Origin of the sequence: Paraburkholderia phytofirmans PsJN (assembly GCF_000020125.1) — a bacterium.
GTDB classification, from domain to species: Bacteria; Pseudomonadota; Gammaproteobacteria; order Burkholderiales; family Burkholderiaceae; genus Paraburkholderia; species Paraburkholderia phytofirmans.
This window is the reverse complement of the sequence record NC_010681.1, coordinates 2,569,701-2,590,468: the sequence shown is the minus strand read 5'-3', so window position 1 is coordinate 2,590,468 and position 20,768 is coordinate 2,569,701. Positions and strand designations below refer to the sequence as shown.

Annotated in this window: 16 protein-coding genes; 4 read left to right on the top strand and 12 right to left on the bottom strand. The window is 64.1% G+C overall.

All coding sequences use genetic code 11. The features are described 5' to 3' along the window. Nucleotides 1-432 precede the first annotated feature (432 nt). Both BPHYT_RS11390 and BPHYT_RS11385 read left to right on the top strand, forming a co-directional pair. A complete protein-coding gene (locus BPHYT_RS11390; protein WP_012433293.1) occupies nt 433-2,934 on the top strand; it encodes a penicillin-binding protein 1A in 2,502 nt (833 codons plus the stop codon). A 375-nt stretch (nt 2,935-3,309) separates the two neighbouring features. Continuing rightward, nucleotides 3,310-4,188, top strand: a complete 879-nt coding sequence (locus BPHYT_RS11385) for a lipid A biosynthesis lauroyl acyltransferase (RefSeq protein ID WP_041758446.1) — start codon at nt 3,310-3,312, stop codon at nt 4,186-4,188. Between the two features lie 441 nt (nt 4,189-4,629). Here BPHYT_RS11385 and BPHYT_RS11380 read toward each other — a convergent pair whose 3' ends face one another. The 3 genes from BPHYT_RS11380 to BPHYT_RS11370 are packed head-to-tail and all read right to left on the bottom strand — an operon-like array spanning nt 4,630 to nt 10,444. Then, nucleotides 4,630-6,165, bottom strand: a complete 1,536-nt coding sequence (locus BPHYT_RS11380) for an efflux transporter outer membrane subunit (protein WP_012433291.1) — start codon at nt 6,163-6,165, stop codon at nt 4,630-4,632. Nucleotides 6,166-6,167: 2 nt separating this feature from the next. Continuing rightward, complete coding sequence (locus BPHYT_RS11375; protein WP_012433290.1) at nt 6,168-9,296, bottom strand: efflux RND transporter permease subunit; 3,129 nt, start codon at nt 9,294-9,296, stop codon at nt 6,168-6,170. Beyond that, nucleotides 9,293-10,444, bottom strand: coding sequence for an efflux RND transporter periplasmic adaptor subunit (locus tag BPHYT_RS11370; RefSeq protein WP_012433289.1), 1,152 nt, complete (start codon nt 10,442-10,444; stop codon nt 9,293-9,295). Before BPHYT_RS11370 ends, BPHYT_RS11375 begins: the two co-directional genes overlap by 4 nt. Before the next feature lie 219 nt (nt 10,445-10,663). Here BPHYT_RS11370 and BPHYT_RS11365 point away from each other — a divergent pair, with 219 nt between their 5' ends. Next, entirely contained in the window at nt 10,664-11,281 is a 618-nt protein-coding gene (locus BPHYT_RS11365) for a TetR/AcrR family transcriptional regulator (RefSeq protein WP_012433288.1), read from the top strand. Nucleotides 11,282-11,299: 18 nt separating this feature from the next. Here BPHYT_RS11365 and BPHYT_RS11360 read toward each other — a convergent pair whose 3' ends face one another. Further along, nucleotides 11,300-11,512: a hypothetical protein gene (locus tag BPHYT_RS11360; RefSeq protein ID WP_012433287.1), complete on the bottom strand. Its 213-nt coding sequence runs from the start codon at nt 11,510-11,512 to the stop codon at nt 11,300-11,302. Between the two features lie 302 nt (nt 11,513-11,814). Here BPHYT_RS11360 and BPHYT_RS11355 point away from each other — a divergent pair, with 302 nt between their 5' ends. Next, nucleotides 11,815-12,876: a LysR family transcriptional regulator gene (locus BPHYT_RS11355; protein ID WP_012433286.1), complete on the top strand. Its 1,062-nt coding sequence runs from the start codon at nt 11,815-11,817 to the stop codon at nt 12,874-12,876. Between the two features lie 127 nt (nt 12,877-13,003). Here BPHYT_RS11355 and BPHYT_RS11350 read toward each other — a convergent pair whose 3' ends face one another. From BPHYT_RS11350 to BPHYT_RS11315, 8 genes are all read right to left on the bottom strand, one after another. Beyond that, entirely contained in the window at nt 13,004-13,393 is a 390-nt protein-coding gene (locus BPHYT_RS11350; RefSeq protein ID WP_012433285.1) for a cupin domain-containing protein, read from the bottom strand. A 115-nt stretch (nt 13,394-13,508) separates the two neighbouring features. Beyond that, nucleotides 13,509-14,411 (bottom strand): AraC family transcriptional regulator, encoded by a 903-nt coding sequence (locus BPHYT_RS11345; protein WP_012433284.1) that lies wholly within the window; start codon nt 14,409-14,411, stop codon nt 13,509-13,511. After that, nucleotides 14,408-14,638 carry a DUF2795 domain-containing protein gene (locus BPHYT_RS11340; protein WP_012433283.1) on the bottom strand — a complete coding sequence of 77 codons (231 nt, stop codon included), beginning with the start codon at nt 14,636-14,638 and terminating at the stop codon, nt 14,408-14,410. The genes BPHYT_RS11345 and BPHYT_RS11340 overlap by 4 nt, the downstream gene beginning before the upstream one ends. 200 nt (nt 14,639-14,838) lie before the next feature. After that, complete coding sequence (locus BPHYT_RS11335; RefSeq protein ID WP_012433282.1) at nt 14,839-15,090, bottom strand: hypothetical protein; 252 nt, start codon at nt 15,088-15,090, stop codon at nt 14,839-14,841. Between the two features lie 277 nt (nt 15,091-15,367). Next, a complete protein-coding gene (locus tag BPHYT_RS11330) occupies nt 15,368-16,705 on the bottom strand; it encodes a C45 family autoproteolytic acyltransferase/hydolase (RefSeq protein WP_012433281.1) in 1,338 nt (445 codons plus the stop codon). Between the two features lie 164 nt (nt 16,706-16,869). Continuing rightward, nucleotides 16,870-18,603 (bottom strand): ClcB-like voltage-gated chloride channel protein, encoded by a 1,734-nt coding sequence (locus tag BPHYT_RS11325; RefSeq protein WP_041758444.1) that lies wholly within the window; start codon nt 18,601-18,603, stop codon nt 16,870-16,872. A 112-nt stretch (nt 18,604-18,715) separates the two neighbouring features. Next, on the bottom strand, nt 18,716-19,453 hold the full coding sequence (locus BPHYT_RS11320; RefSeq protein ID WP_012433279.1) for a glutathione S-transferase: 738 nt from the start codon (nt 19,451-19,453) through the stop codon (nt 18,716-18,718). 196 nt (nt 19,454-19,649) lie between these two features. Continuing rightward, the gene (locus BPHYT_RS11315; protein WP_012433278.1) at nt 19,650-20,747 is read right to left on the bottom strand and encodes a YeiH family protein; all 1,098 of its coding nucleotides are present in this window, start codon (nt 20,745-20,747) and stop codon (nt 19,650-19,652) included. Nucleotides 20,748-20,768: the final 21 nt, after the last annotated feature.

Below are 20,768 nucleotides of genomic sequence, written 5' to 3'. Positions count from 1 at the left end.
GGCGCGCGCACGTGTTAGCGCGCGCCGAGTCCATCATATGACGAGTTGCCCCGATGCGAAACGGGCGCGACATGAAAATCCCGTGACATCAATGAGTTGTAGCGTTTGCGGGCGGCTTGTCCACAGGCCTTTCAACATTTTCTGTGAATAACTCTGACCGCGTGGGAAAGCGCTCGTAGCACCACCCGAAACTACAGATTCCTTTCGCGCGAAGGGAATTCTTACAAAAAAACTAACTTGGACCGCGCTTGATTTCTTTTAAAATGCGCTGTTACGTTGCGCCGGACTCGACCCGGGCGCGCCGTGCGGCCGGCCGGGGGCTCAGGGCCGCGCGGTGGTTTGCGCCTCAGGCTACGATCCTCGAACATGATCCGTGTGCGCGCCATGAGCGCGTGCAGAAAGGCGTTCAGTCATGCGCCCACTATTCCAGTCATGCCAATCATCAAACGACCGCATTCATCCAATTCTCCGTCTGGTGAAGACCGGGATTCCTACCAACGCACGCCAGGACGCAATGCAGCTTCGCGCGATGCCGAGGCCGGCCGCCGTTCCCTTGGCACGACGCTCGTCATCTGGTTCGCCAGCCTGCTCGCGACCATCGCGGTGGTGGGCGCGCTGATCGTTGGCTATGCACTCGTGGTGATGGGGCCGCAACTGCCGTCGCTCGACGCGCTGACCGACTATCGTCCGAAGGTGCCGCTGCGGGTCTATACGGCGGACCACGTGCTGATCGGCGAATTCGGCGAGGAGCGGCGCTCGCTCGTGCGCTTCCAGGACATTCCCGATCAGATGAAGAAAGCGGTGCTCGCGATCGAAGACTATCGCTTCTACGAGCATGGCGGCGTCGACTTCATCGGCATTCTGCGGGCGGGTGTCTCCGACCTCTCGCACGGCGGCGCCTCGCAGGGCGCGAGCACGATCACCATGCAGGTGGCGCGCAACTTCTTCCTCTCCAGCGAGAAGACCTACACGCGCAAGATTTACGAAATGCTGCTCGCGTACAAGATCGAGCGCGCGCTGACCAAAGATCAGATTCTCGAGCTGTACATGAACCAGATCTATCTGGGCGAACGCGCTTATGGTTTTGCCGCGGCCGCGCGCGTGTACTTCGGTAAGGATCTGAAGGACATCACGCTGGCGGAATCGGCAATGCTGGCCGGCTTGCCGAAGGCGCCGTCCGCGTATAACCCGGTGGTCAATCCGAAGCGCGCGAAGATCCGTCAGGAGTACATTCTGCGGCGCATGCTCGAACTGAAATACATCAGCCAGGATCAGTACGATCAGGCTGTGAAGGAAGAGATTCACACCAAGAATCCGGGCAACGAATATAGCGTGCACGCCGAGTACATTGCCGAAATGGTCCGGCAGATGATGTACGCCCAATACAAGGACGAAACCTACACGCGCGGCCTGAACGTCACCACCACGATCGACTCCGCGGATCAGGACGCCGCTTATCGCGCGGTGCGCAAGGGCGTGATGGATTACGAGCGGCGCCATGGCTATCGCGGGCCTGAAGGTTTCGTGCAACTGCCCGCGCCGGGCGACGACCGCGACCAGACTATCGACGACGCGCTCACCGATCACCCGGACAACGGCGAGATCATCGCCGCCGTGGTGACGGAGGCGGCTCCGAAGCAGGTCAAGGCGCAACTCGTGGACGGAACGCAGGTGACGATCAGTGGCGACGGCCTGCGTTTTGCCGCCGGCGCATTGAGCGCGCGCGCCACGGCCGCCACGAAGATCAAGGTCGGCTCGATCGTGCGCCTCATCGCGGACGACAAGGGCAACTGGCAGATCACGCAACTGCCGCAAGTGGAAGGCGCGCTGGTGTCGCTCACGCCGCAGGACGGCGCGATTCGCGCGCTGGTGGGCGGCTTCGACTTCAACAAGAACAAGTTCAACCACGTCACGCAGGCGTGGCGTCAGCCGGGTTCGAGCTTCAAGCCGTTCATCTATTCGGCTGCGCTCGACAAGGGTCTCGGACCGGCCACGATCATCAACGACGCGCCGTTGTACTTCCCGTCGAGCACGCCGGGCGGCGATGCGTGGGAGCCGAAGGACGACGACCAGCCGGACGGTCCGATGCCTATGCGTCTCGCGTTGCAGAAGTCGAAGAACCTCGTGTCGATCCGCATTCTGTCGTTCATCGGCACCAAGTACGCGCAAGACTTCGTCACGCAGCGTTTCGGTTTCGACGCCGACAAGACCCCGCCATATCTGCCGATGGCGCTCGGTGCGGGCCTCGTCACGCCGTTGCAGTCGGCGGGTGCGTATTCGGTGTTCGCGAACGGCGGCTTCCGGATCAATCCGTATCTGATCAACGAGGTCACGGACGCGCGCGGCCAACCGCTCTCCAAGGCGCAGCCGCTGACGGCCGGGCGCGATGCGCCGCGCACGCTGGAACCGCGTAACGCCTACATCATGAACAGTCTGCTGCATTCGGTGGCCACGGCCGGCACGGGCGCGGGCACCAACGCGCTGCACCGTACCGACTTGCAGGGCAAGACTGGTACGACCAACGACGCGAAAGATGGCTGGTTCGCCGGTTATCAGCAGTCGCTGGTGGCGGTGGCGTGGATGGGCTACGACCAGCCGAAGAGCCTCGGCAGCCGCGAATTCGGCGCGCAACTGGCATTGCCGATCTGGGTGGAATACATGCAGCGCGCGCTGCGCGGGGTGCCGCAAAGCGAACCGGCGCAACCGGACGGCGTGACTTCCGTCGACGGTGAACTGTTCTATACGGATATGACGCCGGGCAATGGCTTCGTCGCCAGCATCGGTCTGGACTCGGCGAATCCGACCGCCGGCGTGAGCGATGCGGTCGGTGGCGTCGGCCCTGCGGGAATGACACCGCCGGCGGTGCCGCCGCCGAGTGTCTCGTCGAATGAGAAGAAGCAGATCATGGATCTGTTCGAATCGAACAAGCCGTGATGTTCTCCAAGGGCATTCCCTTGGAGTGCGGCCGCGCACGCAGGCAAGTTTTTGAAAGAACAGGAAAACGCCGCCCCGGACGGCATGCGCGCCGTTCGTCGGGTGGTGCGACCAGGAGAATCTGTGTTCGCCACGCGCGATGTGTTTTAATCACGCCGGCGGTGCTTTCTCAAGGGTCCTAAAGGACGCCTGATCCCTAGACGGTTTCTCGGCCTCCAGCACCACTGCGTCTCGCCGCGAGCGAGATGTCCATTCTCGAACCCCCGCGCCGCGCGAGACCCGGTATGACGCGCGCGCCTGTCACTTCGTCCGCTGGCAATGTCGAGTTGCCACGGCCGGCGTGTTTGCCATCCAGCATCCACCGGGTCCCGCCTTGTGAAAAGTCGAATTCTGATCTGTCTGACGACAGGTCTGCTGCGCGCGTTTGCCTTTTTGCCGTATAGCCTTGTCGCGCGAATCGGCACCGGCATTGGCGCCTTGCTGTACCGAATTCCGAGCACGCGGCGGCGCGTCGTGCACACCAACCTGAAGCTATGTTTCCCGGATATGAACGACGAGGCGCGCGAGCGTCTGGCGCGCGCGCACTTTTGTCACGTGATCCGCAGCTATGTCGAGCGCGGGCCGCAATGGTTCGGCAATGCGCAGGCGCTGGCGCGACTCGTCGAAGTGGAAAGCGCCATCGATCTGTCCGACATGGAAGGGAAGCCGACGATTTTCGTGGGCTTTCATTTCGTCGGTATCGAGGCGGGCTGCATGATGTATTCGACGCGGCATCCGGTCGCTTCTCTCTATACGCCGATGTCCAATCTCCTGCTCGACGCGATGGCCAAGCGACAGCGCGGCCGCTTCGGCACGGAGATGATTCCGCGCAGCGACAGCGTGCGGCGCGCGTTACGCGCGTTGCGTGACGGCAAGCCGGTGATGCTGGCCGCGGACATGGATTTCGGCTTGCGCGATTCGGTGTTCGTGCCGTTTTTCGGCGTGCCGGCCTGCACACTGACCTCCGTCTCGCGGATGGCGCGCGCGGCGAATGCGCGCGTGGTGCCGTTCGTGACGGAAGTGCTGCCGGATTATCGCGGCTACAAGCTCACGATTTTCGACGCGTTGAGCGATTTCCCGTCCGACGACGTGACCGTCGACGCTCGGCGCATTACCGAGTTTCTCGAGACGCAGGTGAGGCGGATTCCTGATCAATATTATTGGGTGCATAAGCGGTTTAAGAATCGGCCGGCGGGGGAGGCGGGGGTTTATTGATGTGGGTAGGTGTCAGACGGGTCTGCGGGTGAATGTGGTGCGGGGTCAAGTACTTAGGTAGGATCTCCTGGCGTTATCAACAGCCCTGTCAACACAATCTGTGGATAAGCGGCAGCGCTGTCAGTCATTCCCGCGGTGCGCAAGGCCGCTGCATCCACCGGCAGCTCGCGTAACAAACCCATTCGGGTCAAACACTTAAGTGGGTAGCCATGGAGTTATCAACAACCCTGTCAACATAAACTGGGGATAACGTTGAGGCATCCCAGGATCTTCGTTCAGTGGAAGAGTCATCGTTCCGCGCCCCGCTGGTACATTCCGTACCGCCCGCACGAATCTCCACGCGTTCAATGAGTTAGCCCGCTTGTCAGATAGTTTTCAACAGGCTCATCAACAAAAAATGGGGATAAGTTCGCTGCAATCAGTACGGAATCCCAAGTTAAGCTATTCGGAGATGCCCGCGTTTGCAGCAGGAATCGCGGATGCCGAAGCCGAAGCCGCAGTCGAAGCGGCTGCGGAATCCGCCGCCGTCCCCACCGGCGGATTCCCCATCGCCTGAAACAACGCCGCCGTGTCCGTCAAACGCGCGCTCGTATAGCGGATCTCATCGAGCTGCGCGTTGCGAAACTGCTGCTCGCTCGAACGTGCTGATGCGATGGGCAACGCCCCCAATCGATAACGCCCCGAGGTCTCATCAAAGATCCCTTGCGCCGAACGCGCCGCAATGTTCGCGGCATCCAACGCCTGCGAGTCGTGCTCGAGCGCGGCGAGCGTATCGGCGACATTCTGGAACGCGGCCAACACCGTCTGTTTGTACTGCGAGACCGTGGCATCGTAGGTATCGACCGCCGCACGCCGTTGCGCGAACAGGGCGCCGCCATGAAACAGCGGCTGCGACAGCGACGCACCGATGCTCCAGATCGCGCCCGCGCCGGAGAGCGCCACCGGCCAGCTAAAGCCGCCCTGGCCCATCGACGCGCTCAATGACAGACTCGGGAACATCTGCGCGGTGGCGACACCGACGTCGGCCGCCGCGGCCTTCAAGGCGGCATCGGCGGCCTGGATGTCCGGGCGCGCGCGCAGCAACTCTGACGGCACCACCACGGGCACCTGCTCAGGCACACGCAACTGCGCGAGTTCAAGATCATCCGGCGCCGCATCCGGCGTGCGGCCCAGCAGCACCGCCAACGCGTGCCGCGTGCTCAGCCATTGCTGCTTCAGCCCCGGCAAACTCGCCGACAGACTCGCCGCGCTTTGCTGCGCGCTCAACTGATCCGCATGCGAAACAGCACCCAATGCATAGCGCCGCTGTGTGTCGCGGGCCTGATCGTTGGCGATCGTCACGAGCCGTTCGGTCGTCTCGATCTGCGCATGAAGCGCGGCGCTCGTGATCGCGGCCGTCACGATGTTGGCGGCCAGCGCGCGGCGCGCGGCGTCGAACTGATACGCCTGAACGTTGACGCGCGCCGCGAGCGCGGCGTCGGCCAGACGCGCGGCACCGAACAGGTCGAACGTATAGTGCGCCTGCAATTGGCCGACGAAGATGTTGTAGAGAAACGTGTTCGGTCCAGCCTCGGGGATCGCCAGCGCGCGATTGCGGGTCGCCTGGCCGCCGAGGTCGACGGTCGGCAGCATCGAACTGCCGATCTGCGCGCGCAACTGCTCACGCGCGGCGGCGAGGCTCTTGTCGGTCGCGGCGAGCGTCGGGCTGTTGCGCAGGCCTTCATCGACAAGCGCATTCAGCGCGTCCGACCGATACAGCTTCCACCACTCCGGCACCGGCTTCGCGCCGACCACGAACTGTTGGGTGACGCCTTGCGCTGGCACGGTTTGCGTCGGTTGCGCCTGTGCTCCGTAGTGGGCCGGTTGCGGCATCGCGGGCGGCTCGCCGCTCGGCCCGAACGAACACGCGGCGAGCGCGCATGCCATGCCGGTGAGGGCGGCGCCGCGCGAGTATCGGGAGAAGATGAAAGTGGCCATGCTCAATTCCCCGTATGCTTCGGACCGGACGTCTGCGGCTCGCGTTCATCGGCACGCACGCGAAACGACACGGCGTACAGCGCGGGCAGATAGAACAGCGTGAGGATCGTGGCGCTCGTAATGCCGCCCATCAGCGCGGTCGCCATCGGGCCGAAGAAGTTCGAGCGCAAGAGCGGAATCAGCGCGAGCACGGCGGCGGCCGCGGTCAGCGTGATCGGCCGGAAGCGCCGCACGGTCGCGCCGACGATCGCATCGAAACGCTTATGTCCCGACGCAATGTCCTGTTCGATCTGATCGACCAGAATCACCGAGTTGCGCATGATGATGCCGAACATCGCGATCACGCCGAGCATCGCGACAAAGCCGAACGGCTGGCCGAACAGCAGCAGCGTGAGCACCACGCCGATCAGCCCGAGCGGCGCGGTCAGCACGACCATCAGCACGCGCGCGAAACTTTGCAGCTGGATCATCAGGAGCGTGAGTACGGCGATGATCATGATCGGCATCTGCGCATTGATCGAGGTCTGGCCTTTGCCGCTTTCCTCAACCGAGCCGCCGATTTCGATCCGGTAGCCGACCGGCAGGGCCGCGCGAATCGGACCGAGCGCCTTGTCCACCGCATGCGTGACGTCGATGCCTTGCGCGCCCGGCGCAACGTCGGACTGCACGGTAAGGGTCGGCTGACGGTCGCGTTCCCAGATCACGCCGTATTCGAGGTCGTTGCGCAAGTGGCCCAGCGTGCCGAGCGGCACGGGACCGTTCGGCGTGGGCATGGCCAGCGTGACCAGTTGCGCGGGGTCGACGCGCTCCGCTTTAGGCGCGCGCAGATCGACGCTGATCAGTTTGTCGCGTTCGCGATACTGGGTGACGGTGTAGCCGGAGAGTGTCATCGCGAGGAAGCTCGAAATGTCGTCGGAGCTGACGCCCAGTTCACGCGCTTTCTTCTGATCGACTTCGAAGCGCACCGAGCGCTCGGCGGGTTCGTCCCAATCGAACTGGACGTTGCGGGTGCCGCGGTCCGCGCGCAGGGTCGCGGCGACGCGCTCGGCGATCGAACGCACGGTGGCGATATCGTCGCCGCTCACGCGGAACTGCACCGGATAACCGACGGGCGGCCCGTTCTCGAGGCGCGACAGGCGCGTGCGAATTGCCGGAAAGTTGTTGCGCAATTCCGGTTCGAGCCATTGCGCGAGCTTCTCGCGGTCCTTCACCGACTTCGCCGTGATCACGAACTGCGCGAAATTGGGCTGCGGCAATTGCTGATCGAGCGGCAGATAGAAACGCGGCGCGCCAGTGCCGACGAAGTCGACCGTATGATCGATTTCCGGGCGGCCCACCAGCGCTTTTTCGAGCCGCTGGGCCTGGCGCAGCGTGGCTTCGAACGACGCGCCTTCGGGCAGGCGCACGTCCACCAGCAACTCGGGACGGTCCGAACTCGGGAAGAACTGCTGCGGCACCAGCGTGAAACCCGCCATGGCCAGCGCGAACAGCGCGACCGTAATCGCCAGCACGACGAAGCGCCGCTCGATGCACCAGCCTATCCAGCCGCGCAGGCGCCGGTAGAAACGCGTGTCGTAGATGTCGTGCTCGTGATCGTCCGGCAGATGCGCTTCGTGCGCCTCGCGTTTGCGCTCGGGCAGCAGGTGATAGCCGAGCAGCGGAATCAGCACGACCGCGGCGAGCCACGAGGCGATCAGCGCGATCGCCGATACTTCGAAAATCGAGCGCGTGTATTCGCCGGTGCTCGACTTGGCCAGTGCGATCGGCAGAAAACCGGAGACTGTAACGAGCGTGCCGGTCAGCATCGGAAAAGCGGTGCTGGTGTACGCATAGGCCGCGGCGCGCGTGCGGTTCCAGCCTTGTTCCAGCTTCACCGACATCATCTCGACGGCGATGATCGCGTCGTCGACGAGCAGTCCGAGCGCGAGCACAAGCGTGCCGAGCGACACCTTGTGCAGACCGATGTCGAACAGATACATGCACAACGCGGTGACGGCCAGCACCACCGGGATCGAAATCACGACCACCATGCCGGTGCGCAGGCCGAGCGAAACCAGGCTGACCACCAGCACGATCGCCACCGCTTCGGCGACGGCTTCGAGAAAGTCGTCGACCGAACGCGCGACCGCGTCCGGCATGCTCGACACTTCAACCAGTTGCAAGCCGGCGGGCAGCGCCTTTCGCAACTGCGCCATCTGCTGATCGAGCGCCTTGCCGAGGCGGATCACGTCGCCACCCGGCTGCATCGTCACGCCGATGCCGAGCACGGCCTTGCCGCCGGCACGCATCTGCGTGACAACGGGGTCGTCGTAGCCGCGTTTGATCGTGGCGATGTCGCCAAGACGAAACGAGCGGTTGTTGATGCGGATCAGCGTGTCGGCGAGCGCGTTGACGTCTTTGAACTGGCCGGTGGGGCGCACGAACACGCGGTCGTCGGCCGTGGTCAGCGTGCCGGCTTGCGAGACGCTGTTCTGCGAATTGATCGCCTGGCCGAGTTGCTGCGGCGAGATGCCGAGGCGCGTGAGTTGCGTATTGGCGATCTCGATGTAAATGTGCTGGTCCGGATCGCCGAAATAGTCCACCTTGGCGACGCCCGGCACGCGCAGCAGCACCGTGCGCAACTGGTCCGCGTAGTCGTGCAGTTGCGCGGGAGAAAAGCCGTCGCCTTCGAGTGTGTAGATGTTGGTGTAGACGTCGCCGAACTCGTCGTTGAAGAACGGGCCTTGAATGCCTTGCGGCAGCGTCGCCGCGATATCGCCGACTTTCTTGCGCACCTGATACCAGGTCTCGGGTACGTCCTTGACCGGTGCCGAGTCCTTCATCGAGAAGAACATCAGCGATTCACCGGGGCGCGAGTAGCTGCGCACGAAATCGATGGCGGGCGTCTCCTGCAATTTGCGGCCGATGCGGTCCGTCACCTGTTCCTGCACCTGGCGCGCGGTGGCGCCCGGCCAGAAGGTGCGGATCACCATCACGCGGAACGTGAACGGCGGATCTTCGGATTGCGCGAGCCGCGTATAGGCGAGGATGCCGAACGCGGTCGCGAGCGCGATCAGGAAAACCACCAGCGCCTGGTGGCGCAGCGCCCATGCGGACAGGTTGAAGCGTCCTTCTTCGTGCGGCGTGCTCATGAAGCGAAGTCCTCGGGATGCAGCGACGCGATCGCGCGGACTTTTTCGCCGGCCGTCACCGTATGCACGCCTTGCAGCACGACGCGTTCGCCGTCCTTGAGACCTTGACCGATTACCACGGTGCGTTCGTTGTAACGCGTGACCGTTACGCGGCGCAGTTCCAGCGCGTTATCCGCGGCGCGCACGATCCACACGGCGGGCTGCGTGCCGTCATGGAACAAGGCCGTGGCGGGCACAGTGAACGAGCCGTGCTGACCGGCCGAGGCGTTAGCTGGCGCGGCGAGTTCGATATCCGCGGTCATGCCGAGGCGCACGTCCGGACCGGGATTGTCGAGCGTGAGTTTGGCGCGATAGGTGCGGCTTTGCGGGTCGGCGGCGGGCGACAGTTCGCGCACGCGCGCCGTAAATTTGCGCGCCGGCAACGCGGCGAGCGTGACGTTGGCGGTTTGCCCGACCGAGAGCGCGGCGAGCGCGCTTTCCGGCACGTCGCATACCACGTCAATGTCGCCGCTCCACGCGAGGTTGTAGACGGCCTGGCCCGCGGAGACGTTCTGGCCCGTGTCGGCCTGTTCGGCGGTGATCACGCCGGCGTGATCGGCGGCGAGCGTGGTGTATTGCAACTGGTCTTTCGACAGCGCCGCCTGCTGCGCGGCCTGATCGCGCTGCGCGAGCGCGGATGCGTACGCATTGGTGGTCTGTTCGAGTTGCGCGGGCGCGATCAGGTTCTCTTTGGCCTGTGCCTGATCGCGATCTAGTTGCTGCTTCGCATACACGAGAGCGTGCTGCGCGGCGGCGAGTTGCGCCTGCGCGCTCGCGGCATTCTTCTGCTGATCGGCCGGATCGAGGCGGGCGACGATCTGCCCGTTTTTCACCACATCGCCGAGACGAACGCGCCGCTCGACGATCTTGCCGCCGACGCGAAACGACAGCGGCGTCGAATACCGCGCCTGCACCTCGCCGGGCAAGGAAGCCGCCTGCGTGGCGCTGCCGTCCGCATGCACGGCGACGGCCACCACCGGACGCGGCTCGGGCGCCGCGGCTTCCTTCTTCGAACACGCGGCCAGCGTGACGACGCCGGCCAGAACCAGTACGAATGCGGCGCGCCGCAAGCGCGCGCGATGACGATACGGATGGGACTGCGGACGCATCGCGGACGATGCGGGAAGACCGGGACGCTTCACAATTACCCCAACTGGAGACAGCGAACGAACAGGGCAAGCCGCAGCGGCCCGCCAGCGAAGACGCGCCGGCCGTTTCATGCAATTGGCATACGCGACTGATTCGGAATGACGAAGTGCATTCTAATACACACCTGTATCTGAATGTTGGAGTGAATTCGAATTCTTTTCAGTGCTAGACTTGCGGCCATGAAACGGCAACGACTGACACGCGAGCAGAGCAAGGACCAGACGCGCGAGCGTCTGCTCGACGCTGCGCAAGCAATTTTTATGAAGAAAGGGTTTGTCGCAGCGAGTGTCGAAGACATCGCTGCGGCGGCGGGATATACGCGTGGCGCGTTCTATTCGAATTTCGGCAGCAAGAGCGAGTTGTTTCTCGAACTATTGCGGCGCGACCACGAGGTCATGCAGGCAGGGCTGCAGGCTATTTTCGCGAACGCGGCATCGCGTGAGGAAATGGAGGAGCGCGTGCTGCGCTATTACAGCAACCTGCATCGCGAGAATAAGTGCTTCTTGCTGTGGGCTGAGGCGAAGCTGCTCGCGGTGCGCGACGGCCGTTTCCGGATTCGCTTTAACGCGTTCATGCACGACAAGCTCGAGCAATTGGGCGTATACATTCGCGAGTTTTCGGCGCGGGTCGGCACGCCAATGCTGATGCCGCCGGAGACGCTGGCGATCGGCCTGATGAGCTTGTGCGACGGCTTGCAGTTCTTCTACACGGTCGACCCGCAGAACGTGCCGGCGGAGAGAGTTGAAGCGGTGCTGGCGGGATTTTTCGCGCGCGTGGTGTTCGGGCGCGATGCGTAAGCGCGGTGGCGCGCGCGATCAGTTGGTGGGCAACTGGGTGCAGGCGTCGGCAACCGGCGTGGCGCATGCGTACGAATACTGACCGCTGTAGCGCAACACTTCTTCGCCCACGTGCAGGACCACCTTGATGTCCGGGCAGCGCTCATAAGCGATGAATGCCGAGCAGGCCGCGGCGGACCAGCAGACCAGCGAGAACGCGATTTTTTCGAGAAGCTGAAAACGGTGTGTCATGGCGGATTGAATGCGATTGATTTCTTTCGGACGCCATGTTACCAGAATACTAGGGTTTATACCTACTCGAAATCCGCAATAATGCTCGCCATCAAGCGCTTGTTCAGCTCAGAAGCGCAGCCCACGAGCGTGGCGTGAGCGTCTCGGAAACCTGTCCGGATTGTCATGTTCGGGTCAGGGTTGGGACATGATCGGGTCGATACAATCGGATCGTTGGGCAAATCCGCGCGCGCCTTGCCGCGCGGGTCGACACAGGCGCGCGGGGTGCGCCGGCCCGGCTTTACCGAGGCAGGAGTCGTCCCATGAACCAATTGCAGTCGATGCGTGTATTCGTCAAAGTGGCCGACCTCGGCAGTTTCGTCGGCGCGGCAGGCGCGCTGGATCTTTCCACGGCGGTCGTCACGCGCCACGTTGCCGACCTCGAAGCGCGCCTCGGCACGCGCCTGCTCAATCGCACCACGCGCCGGCTGTCGCTGACCGAGTCCGGCACGACCTATCTGGAGCGCGTGCGCCACATTCTCGACGACCTGGAAGGCGTGGAGCAGATGGTGGTGGCGCGCAATCACGAGCCGGTCGGCACCTTGCGCATCGTCGCGCCGGTGGTGTTCGGGCTGCACAGCCTTGCCCCGGTGGTGCAGTCTTATGCCGCGCGTTATCCGGATGTGGTGCCAGACGTCACGCTCGCGGATCGCCATGTCGATCTGGTGGAAGAGGGCTTCGACGTCGGCATTTTCGTGGCGCGGCACATGCGCAGCGCGAGCATCGTCACGCGACGGCTCACGACCGGCTACATGACGGTGTGCGCGACGCCCGCTTATCTGGCGCAGCACGGCACGCCCACGCGGCCCGAGCATCTGCTCTCGCATCCTTGTCTAAGCCGGCCGTCCGAGCAGGGCGGCGAGGAGCGCGTGTTCACCGGACCGGACGGCGAAGTCCGCGTGCGTCCGACGAATGCGATCGTCGCGAACAACACGGAGATGCTCAGGCAGTTTGCGCTGCGGGGCATGGGCGTGGCGATGCTGCCGAGCTATCTGATCGGCCGCGACCTCGCGTCCGGGCGGCTGGTGCCGCTGCTGCGCGAGTATCGTTTGCCGCAGATCGAAGTCACGATCGCCTATCCGAGCCGCCTGCATTTGCCGGCGAAGGTGCGCACGTTCATCGATCACCTCGTCGAGTATTTTCAGCAGCCGGGGCAGCAGACACGCGATCCGCGTGCTGTGATGCCGGTGCGTTCCGGGAACGGGGCGGCGGAGGTTGCAGCGGGCATGGACGACGACCTGCCCGTACCGGAATTGACGGCCGACGCAGCGCGTCCCTTGCACAAAGCCGCGCGCTCGCGGATCGCGGCTTCGTCGCCGTTTTGATGGCGGGTGCGAGCGGATATCGAAGCGGGAAAGCGCGGCGTTGGAACGTGCTCTTTGCGGTCCGTTTCCACGTGACGCGCTTCGCCTTCAGGCACGGCCGCAAAGCCGCGCCGGCAACTCAACTCACTCAAATCCAGACGTCGTTCGCCGCCGTCCGTTCGCTGATTTCCTCGCCGGTATTCTTCACGCCGCGCGGCTCGATCAGCAGCAGCTTCACTTCACGTTCGGCGTACGGCTTGTGCTCGATGCCCTTCGGCACCACGAACATTTCCCCCGCTGAAATCAGCACGAAACCATCGCGCATGTCGATGCGCAATTGCCCCTCCAGCACGATGAACGTCTCATCGGTGTCGGCGTGCTCGTGCCAGATGAAGTCCCCTTCGATTCGCACGAGCTTGAACTGATAGTCGTTCATTTCGGCGACCACGCGTGCTTGCCACTGGTCGTTGAAGAGCCCCAGTTTCTGCGCGAAATTAATGGCCTGATACGGCCGTTGAGTGACCTGAGCGTCGGACATCGCAGTGCTCCTCCTGAGCGGTTGTGTCAGGCAGGAGCGTACGGCGCAAGCGGGATGCGGGTCTTGAACGTTTGTGCGCGCTTCTCCGGCGCGGCGCGTTCAGGCGCGCGTTCGCTCAGCGCGCGCCGGCCGAAGGCGAGCCGAGCATCTTCAGCCACTGCGCTGGTGCGACGCCCCAGGCGTGCTTGAAGTGCCGCGTCATGTGGCTCTGATCGGCGAAGCCGCTCGCCGCCGAGGCGTCGGCGAGCGACACGCCCTTGAGCACCAGTTGCCGCACGAGATCGAGTCGCCGCATGGTCAGATAGCGATGCGGGCTGGTGCCGAACAGTGCGCGAAAATCCCGCGACAGACTCCAACGGTCGCGGCCCGCCGCGGCAGCGAGTTCATCGAGCGTGACGGCGCGATCGAGCGACGCCAGCAGGTAGTCTCGCGCCAGCGTCGACGCGCGGTAATCCACCGGACGCGGTGTATCCGGTGCGCCTGCCACGGTGTCGAGCGCGACGGCCAGATCGTAGAGCGCGCTGTCCTGTTCGAGCGGATCGATAGCGCTGTCCATCGCGCGCAGCAGGCTTTGCGTGGCGGCGAACAGGCGCGGATCGTTCGACAGCCCGCCTTCCAGAAACGGCAGCGGCTTGCCGCCGAGCGCCTGCTGGAACAACGCCGGATCGACATAGATCATGCGGTAGTGGAAACCGTCGCCGGTGCCGGCCTGGCCGTCGTGCGGTTCGTCGGGATGCAGCACCATCGTGCCGCCCGGCAAGCTGTTGCGGGTGCTGCCGCGATAGCGAAAACTCTGCACGCCGGACAGCGTACGGCCGATCGCATAAGTATCGTGGCGATGCATCGCGTAGCCGGCCTGATGAAAGAACGCCTCGATCCGTTCGATGCCGCTCGCGCCGCCCGTTTGCGGCGAGCGATAGATCCAGTCGGAACCGCGCTTGTTCTGGGCAGACGACAGCGTGTGCGAAGGGGAAAACGGCTGGGAACGCGGCAGCGACGGAGCCGGTTCTCCGCTCATCCGCCGAGCCCCGGGCCGAAATTGCCGCTGATGTAGCGCGTCACGGAGGCCACGTCGGCGTAATCCTGTTCTGGCAGGCCGTCGAGCATCGACAGTACTTCGTTGCTCGCGCCGGCTTCGCGCGCGGCGTCGACTAGCGCGTCCTTGTAGGTCGGAAACTGGACTTCGCTCAGAAGATCGCTGATCTGCAGGTCGATCGATTCGCCGGGAATAGCCGATGCGGTCATGCAAACGCTCCTGTTATTACGGTTGGAGGTGATGAGGACGTGGGTGTTGCCGCTGAATTGCCGCTGAGCGAAACGTCGGAGGCCGCGTTGTTCGCCGCATTCCGCTTGAGAAAGTGCACAGGCGCGCTCGCCATCGTCGCCGATGCAGGGCTGCGAAGTCTCAGGCGTACAAGCGGCGCGCACTTGCGTACATGCCGGCGTCAGGTCTGCAAATGCTCGTTCTGCCCGCTGAAGCTTCGATCGAGATGCCGCGACTTGGGCAGCGCGATATGTTGCCATTGTTGCGGACTATTGTCCGTGGCGGCAACATCCGGCGCCGCCGGGGCGACGGGTGCTGCGTTGGCACGTTCGGCGAGACTATTGGCGTTCGTGCTGTCCGGTGCGGTGTGAACCGGCGCGGCGAAACACGAGGCTGACAGGGTCACCATGGTCAACAGTGTCGAGGTTTTCATCCCGACCTCCTAAGCTCATGCGGCGCTGACAGTTGAGCAAGCGCTGTGCCGTCCCCGCGTCGAAAGGACGGCGCATGCTCCGCGCGGTGGGGCCGAGGTATTGCGACCGGCCGCTAACACGCATCTTCCATCTTATGCGCGCAAATTCTTCTGAGCGCGCATGTTTGCGGCAAAACCGTATTGTCGATTTCAGATGATGGCAGAAACGCGGCAACAGCGCAGCAGCGTCATTGCGAACGGTCGTGCGCCGGCGATGTTGCAGTGCGGCAGGTGCGCTTCAACGCAGCACGTCGAAGCGCGTCCATGGCCACGAAGGCCGATCGCGCATATAGCCGTTCAGCCAGTTCCACTGCGGATGCCGCTTCATGAACGCCTGCGCGTCGAACGGCCGCCCGCAAGGGTGGCCCCAGCGTGCGCTGAACGCCATCTCGCGCGCCATTTCACTGTCGACCACTTTGCCGTCGTTGGCACCCCACGGATTGAACGGCCCGTGATCGGTACCGCCGAAGCGCGCGTCGTCCAGTTCCAGATGCCCGCAGATGGTGCGCGAGCATGGGTTGTCGTTACGGTCGAGATAGACGTCGTGATGATCCGCGATCATCTCCTTGGCCAGTTCCACGTCGATCTTGCCGCGATGCATTTCCTCGAGCTGCATGAAGCGCAGGCGCCGCGCGCCGTTCTTGCGCACGTCCGTATAGTCTTCGCCTTCGCCGAGGCATTCCTGGTTGCGGATCTTCAGGTCGGTGGCGGTGTTATAGCCGCTATAAAAACCGTCTTTGGTGCTCTCGAAACCGGAGAAGTGCAGGCCGAGTTCGTAGCGCGCGATCTCGCCGGTCTTGGCGTCGCCCAGCAACCAGCTGTTCGCATAGCCGCCGTTATTGGCGATCGCAAACATTTCGCACCATTCGCCGATGCTGTTCGCGTACTGCGACGCGCGCCGCGAGCGGTAGAACTCGGGCGCGCCCGCTGCGTTGTAGCCCGCGAAGTTGGAGATGGTGGTTTCCGTCACCATCAACCCGGCGGCAGTGACCCAGAAATCCGTGAGACTGGAAATGCAGCCGGGCAAGCCTTGCATGAGGATGCGGTTGCCCTCGTCGGGCACGATGTCGAAGATCACGTTGAACGCGTCGCCGGCAGCGTAGCGATCCCATGAGTTGTGCGCCATCACGATGCGGCCGTCGCGCGTTGCGCGGCCGGTGGCGATGAACGCGCTGCAGTGGTGGCCGCGCCGTCCGCGCCACGGCTTCACGCCGAGGTTCGGCTGCTTCTGCGACGCGTGGGCCGGCCACCAGCTTTGCAGCAGATCCATGTAGCCGTTCCACGCCAGCACTTCGGCGAACGGCAGCTTCGCGCCGTCGGCGATGCCCTGGATTTCGTCGGCGAATTCGGTGTCGAGTTTGTTGGCGAACTGCGAGACCGCGGCGTTGACGAAGGTGTCGAAATCTTCGCCGGTGTCCCATTTCGCGAGGTAGCGGGCGGTGTGGATCGCGTTGCGGATTTCATTGGCGAGCAACTGGCCGTGTTGCTCGCCGCGATCGTACGGTTCGCCCTCGATATGCAGGAAAATCCAGCCTGCCTGGTCGCGGCGCACGGCATCGAGGGACGGTTCGCTCATCTTCGCTCCGATCGAAGGACGGGCGTCTCGGTGCGCCCGTTCTGGCGTAACGCGCGCTGTCGGCGTAACCCGCAGCGGTCTGTCCATTGTAGAGAATTTGCCGCGCTTTGCACGGGCCCCAAACAGACCGCGGGCTCGGCCTGGAGGCGAATTGAGCGTGGCGCCTAACGCGTCGGATTCATGCGGAAATAGGCGTCGAGCAGCGAGGTTTTGTAGACCACGCCGGCGAGCGTGGGGTGCGCGGCGCTCTCGACCACCGGCAGGCGCTCGCCCTGAAACGCGAGAAAGTGCTGCAAGGCGACGCCGAGCGGCATGTCCGGCGTGAGCACGTCGAAATGCGGCTGCAAATAGTTCGCCGCGGTCTTCGCGGAGGTGTCGCTGCCGTCGAGCAGATCCGACGTGATGTCCTTCAAAGCGACGACGCCCAGAAACGCGCCGGACTCGTTCGCCACGTAGAGATACTTCACCGGATATTCGAGGAACACGCGTGTCATGTCGTGCACGGTGGCGTTGGGCGGCACGACGGTTTCGGCGGGGCGGATCAGCTCGCGCATCTGCGTGGCGCGCAGTCGCGAGCGCTCCTGTTCCTCGTGATTGCGGCGCAGCGTGATTTCGTACATGGAGTTCTTGCCGATCGCGCGCGACACGAAATAGGCGACCACGCACGAGAGCATCAGCGGCAGCACGACCTGATAGCTGAGCGTCATCTCGAAGATCATCAGGATCGCCATCAGCGGCGCCTGGGTCGCGCCCGCCAGAAACGCGCCCATGCCGACCATCGCGTACGCGAACGGTGCCGACGTGCCGTGCGGCCACAGCGCGTGCATGCCCTGGCCGAACAGCGAGCCGACTACCGCGCCGACGAACAGCGTCGGCGTGAACACCCCGCCGACCGCGCCGGAGCCCGCCGTAGCCGCCGTGGCGACGATCTTGAACACCAGCACGAGGACGAGCGCGGTCCACGTCCACGGCGAATGCAGGATCGCGTTGACGACGCTGTAGCCGTTGCCCCACACCTCGGGCGTCCAGACCGACAGAATGCCGACCACCAGGCCGCCGAGCGCGAGCCTCACGGGCAGCGGCACCGGCAACTTGCGAAAGCTTTGCTTCGACAGGTCGAGGAGCCGCAGAAACTGCGGCGCGGCCGCGCCGCACAGCGCGCCGAGCGCGACGAACAGCAGCACCTCCAGGCCGGCCACCGGCGGAAACACCGGCATTTCGTACGGCGGCTTGTAGCCGGCGAATTCACGCATCGTGATGTTGGCGACCACCGCCGACACCACCACGGGCCCGAAGCTCTCCATCGCGATCGAGCCGAGCACGATCTCGGTGACGAAAAACGCGCCCGCGATCGGCGCGCTGTACGCGGAGGTGATCCCGGCCGCCGCGCCGCAGGCCACCAGCAGGCGCAGCCGCGGCGGATCGAAATGCACCCAGCGTCCGATCAGCGAACCGGCGAGCGCCGCGAGTTGCACCATCGGACCTTCGCGGCCAATCGACCCGCCGCTCGAAATCGTGAACAGCGACGACACGCTGCGCCACATGCTCAGCTTGACCGGCACCACGCCGTCGCCGATCGCGACCGCTTCCATGTAGTCGATGTGATTGCATTTGTCCTCGTAACGCCGCGCGATCAGCAGAAGGAAGCCTGCGATCAGGCCGCCTGCCGCGGGCAGCCAGATCCTCACGGTCCACGGCAGGCCGCGCGCCATTTCGACGAAACTGCCGGACTTGCCGACGATCGCGAATTGCAGCAGCGCGATGGCTTCGCGAAAGGCAATGGTCGCGAAGGCGCCCGCGACGCCGACTACGACCGACCAGATCAGCATCGTGTGGGCGTCGGAGAGACGGAACAGATTTTGGGCGCGGGTGCGCAGCTTCAGCAGGAATGAAAGCACGTCGACGGTACGGGTCGTGAAAGTAGGTTGAACAGCGCGCACGGTAACAGCATCGCGCCCGCTTTGGACGGCGGGCGCGAAACGTCGAGCGAACGCGGGAAGAAGGCGCAGCTCAAGCCGCCGCCTTGTCGAGTTCCGGGTAGTGCCGGAAGATGCAGGCCTCGTTGTGTTCGATGCGCCGCTCGGACTGCAGATACGCAGCGATGTTCGGTCGCTCGATCACCGCGTCGTGCAGGGCGGCGAGCCGCGGGTAGTGTTCGCCGAAACGCTTGAGTGCGCGGGGAAACGCGTACAAGAGGCCGTCGATCAGCTGGAACATCGACAGGTCGACGTAAGTGAGCGCGTCGCCCACCATGAACTGATCGCCGGCCGGATTCTGTTTGAGCACGCGCTCGAAGTACGACATGAACTTCGGAATGCGGTTGTCGATGAAGTCGTGCGCGCGTACCTTGGCGGCGTCTTTCTGGTCTTCGTAGTACAGCGCGCTGGCGAGCGGGTGATGCGTGTCGTGCGCCTCGGTGACCATGTCCGCGATGGTCAGTTGCAGGCCGTTGGCCACATAGCGCAGGCTCTCCACCGAGGGCGCGAGGTTCAGCCGCGGGCCGAGATAGAACAGGATGTTGGCGGTCTGCGCGATCACCAGGTCGCCGTCTTTAAGAAACGGCGGCGCGAACGGCGGATACGGCTCGTCCTTGCTCTTCATCACCGACATCATCGTCTTGGTGCCGAGGCCTTCCGATGCTTCGCCGCGCGCCACTTCCACGTAGTCGGCGCCGGCTTCTTCCAGCGCGAGCCGCACGAATTCGCCGCGGCCTTGCAGGCCGTCCCAGTAGTAAAGTTCCACGCTCATCGATCGATCCTCATTCCGGTTGCATTGACACAGACGCGAAGACGGCGCGCCAAGCGGAGCGCGGGAGCGGGCCGCATAAGCATGCTGCATGAGCTGACAACGCCAGCGACCAGTATGCCGCGCGAGCGGGCAGATTGGGTCTCCAGAATGCGCGAAACCCCGCGCGCGGCGGGGTGGGTTTGAAGGCGAGGGCGGCTTAGCCGAACAGGTGCTGGACAGTCCATGTAATTCCGAGCCCGCCGGCAATCAGCCACACATACAGGATGAAACCGGTAGTCAGCGCGCGGGGGCCGGCCTGACGGATCTGCGCAATACGCGTTTCGATGCCGAGCGCGGTCATGGCCATGGTCAGCGCGAAGGTGTCCAGCGTGTTGAGCGTGCTGGTCGCGGCTTCCGGCAGCACATGCAGCGAGTTGATCACGACGAAGGCGAGAAAGCCGAGCGCGAACCAGGGAATCGCCAGCTTGCGCGGCGCGCTGCCGTGGGCGCCGTCCTGCGCGCCGGCCGCGGCCGAATCGCGCCGCGCCGAACGGTTCACCCACATGCCGACCACCAGCAGCACCGGCACCAGCAACATCACGCGGGTCATCTTCACGATGGTGGCAATGTGCGTCGCTTCCGGGCTCACGTTGCTGGCCGCGCCGACCACCTGCGCCACTTCGTGGATCGTGCCGCCGAAAAACAGGCCCGCGCCGACGGTGTCCAGATGCAGCCAGCCTGCCTTGAAGAGAACGGGGTAAAGGAACATTGAGAGCGTGCCGAACAGCACGACGCTGCCTACGGCCATCGCGCTTTTATGCGGCTTCGATTGCAGCGTCGATTCGAAGGCGAGCACGGCGGCGGCGCCGCAGATCGCGCTGCCCGCGGCCGTCAGCAAGGCGGTGTCGCGATCGAGCTTCATGATTTTCATGCCGGCCCACGTGCCGATCACGAGCGTGCTGACCACGATCAGAACCGATTCCGCGAGGCCCGGCACGCCGACCTGAGCGATTTCCTGCAGGCTGACGCGCAGCCCGAAGAAGGCCACGGCGATGCGCAGCAACTTGCGCGCCGAAAAATTGACGCCAGCCGCCCAGCTGGCGGGCATGCCGTCGCGCAGCGCGTTGCCGTAAATGGCGCCGGCGACGATGCCGACGATCAGCGGGCTCAAGCCCAATCCGGCAATGGCGGGAATCGCGGCGATGCGCGTGACGGCAGCGGCAAACAGCGCGACGAACAGGACGCCGTTGAGCTGCCCTCGGGTGGAAGACCCGGCGTGCGGGGTACTCGCGGCGGTGAGATGAGCGGTGGACATGGAGCAGCCCTTTTCTGTAAC

Coding starts and splice junctions, on each gene's coding strand:
- BPHYT_RS11390 (WP_012433293.1), top strand. CDS start 433: ATGCCAATCATCAAACGACCGCATTCATCCAATTCTCCGTCTGGTGAA.
- BPHYT_RS11380 (WP_012433291.1), bottom strand. CDS start 6,165: ATGGCCACTTTCATCTTCTCCCGATACTCGCGCGGCGCCGCCCTCACC.
- BPHYT_RS11375 (WP_012433290.1), bottom strand. CDS start 9,296: ATGAGCACGCCGCACGAAGAAGGACGCTTCAACCTGTCCGCATGGGCG.
- BPHYT_RS11370 (WP_012433289.1), bottom strand. CDS start 10,444: ATGCGTCCGCAGTCCCATCCGTATCGTCATCGCGCGCGCTTGCGGCGC.
- BPHYT_RS11365 (WP_012433288.1), top strand. CDS start 10,664: ATGAAACGGCAACGACTGACACGCGAGCAGAGCAAGGACCAGACGCGC.
- BPHYT_RS11360 (WP_012433287.1), bottom strand. CDS start 11,512: ATGACACACCGTTTTCAGCTTCTCGAAAAAATCGCGTTCTCGCTGGTC.
- BPHYT_RS11355 (WP_012433286.1), top strand. CDS start 11,815: ATGAACCAATTGCAGTCGATGCGTGTATTCGTCAAAGTGGCCGACCTC.
- BPHYT_RS11350 (WP_012433285.1), bottom strand. CDS start 13,393: ATGTCCGACGCTCAGGTCACTCAACGGCCGTATCAGGCCATTAATTTC.
- BPHYT_RS11345 (WP_012433284.1), bottom strand. CDS start 14,411: ATGAGCGGAGAACCGGCTCCGTCGCTGCCGCGTTCCCAGCCGTTTTCC.
- BPHYT_RS11340 (WP_012433283.1), bottom strand. CDS start 14,638: ATGACCGCATCGGCTATTCCCGGCGAATCGATCGACCTGCAGATCAGC.
- BPHYT_RS11335 (WP_012433282.1), bottom strand. CDS start 15,090: ATGAAAACCTCGACACTGTTGACCATGGTGACCCTGTCAGCCTCGTGT.
- BPHYT_RS11330 (WP_012433281.1), bottom strand. CDS start 16,705: ATGAGCGAACCGTCCCTCGATGCCGTGCGCCGCGACCAGGCAGGCTGG.
- BPHYT_RS11320 (WP_012433279.1), bottom strand. CDS start 19,453: ATGAGCGTGGAACTTTACTACTGGGACGGCCTGCAAGGCCGCGGCGAA.
- BPHYT_RS11315 (WP_012433278.1), bottom strand. CDS start 20,747: ATGTCCACCGCTCATCTCACCGCCGCGAGTACCCCGCACGCCGGGTCT.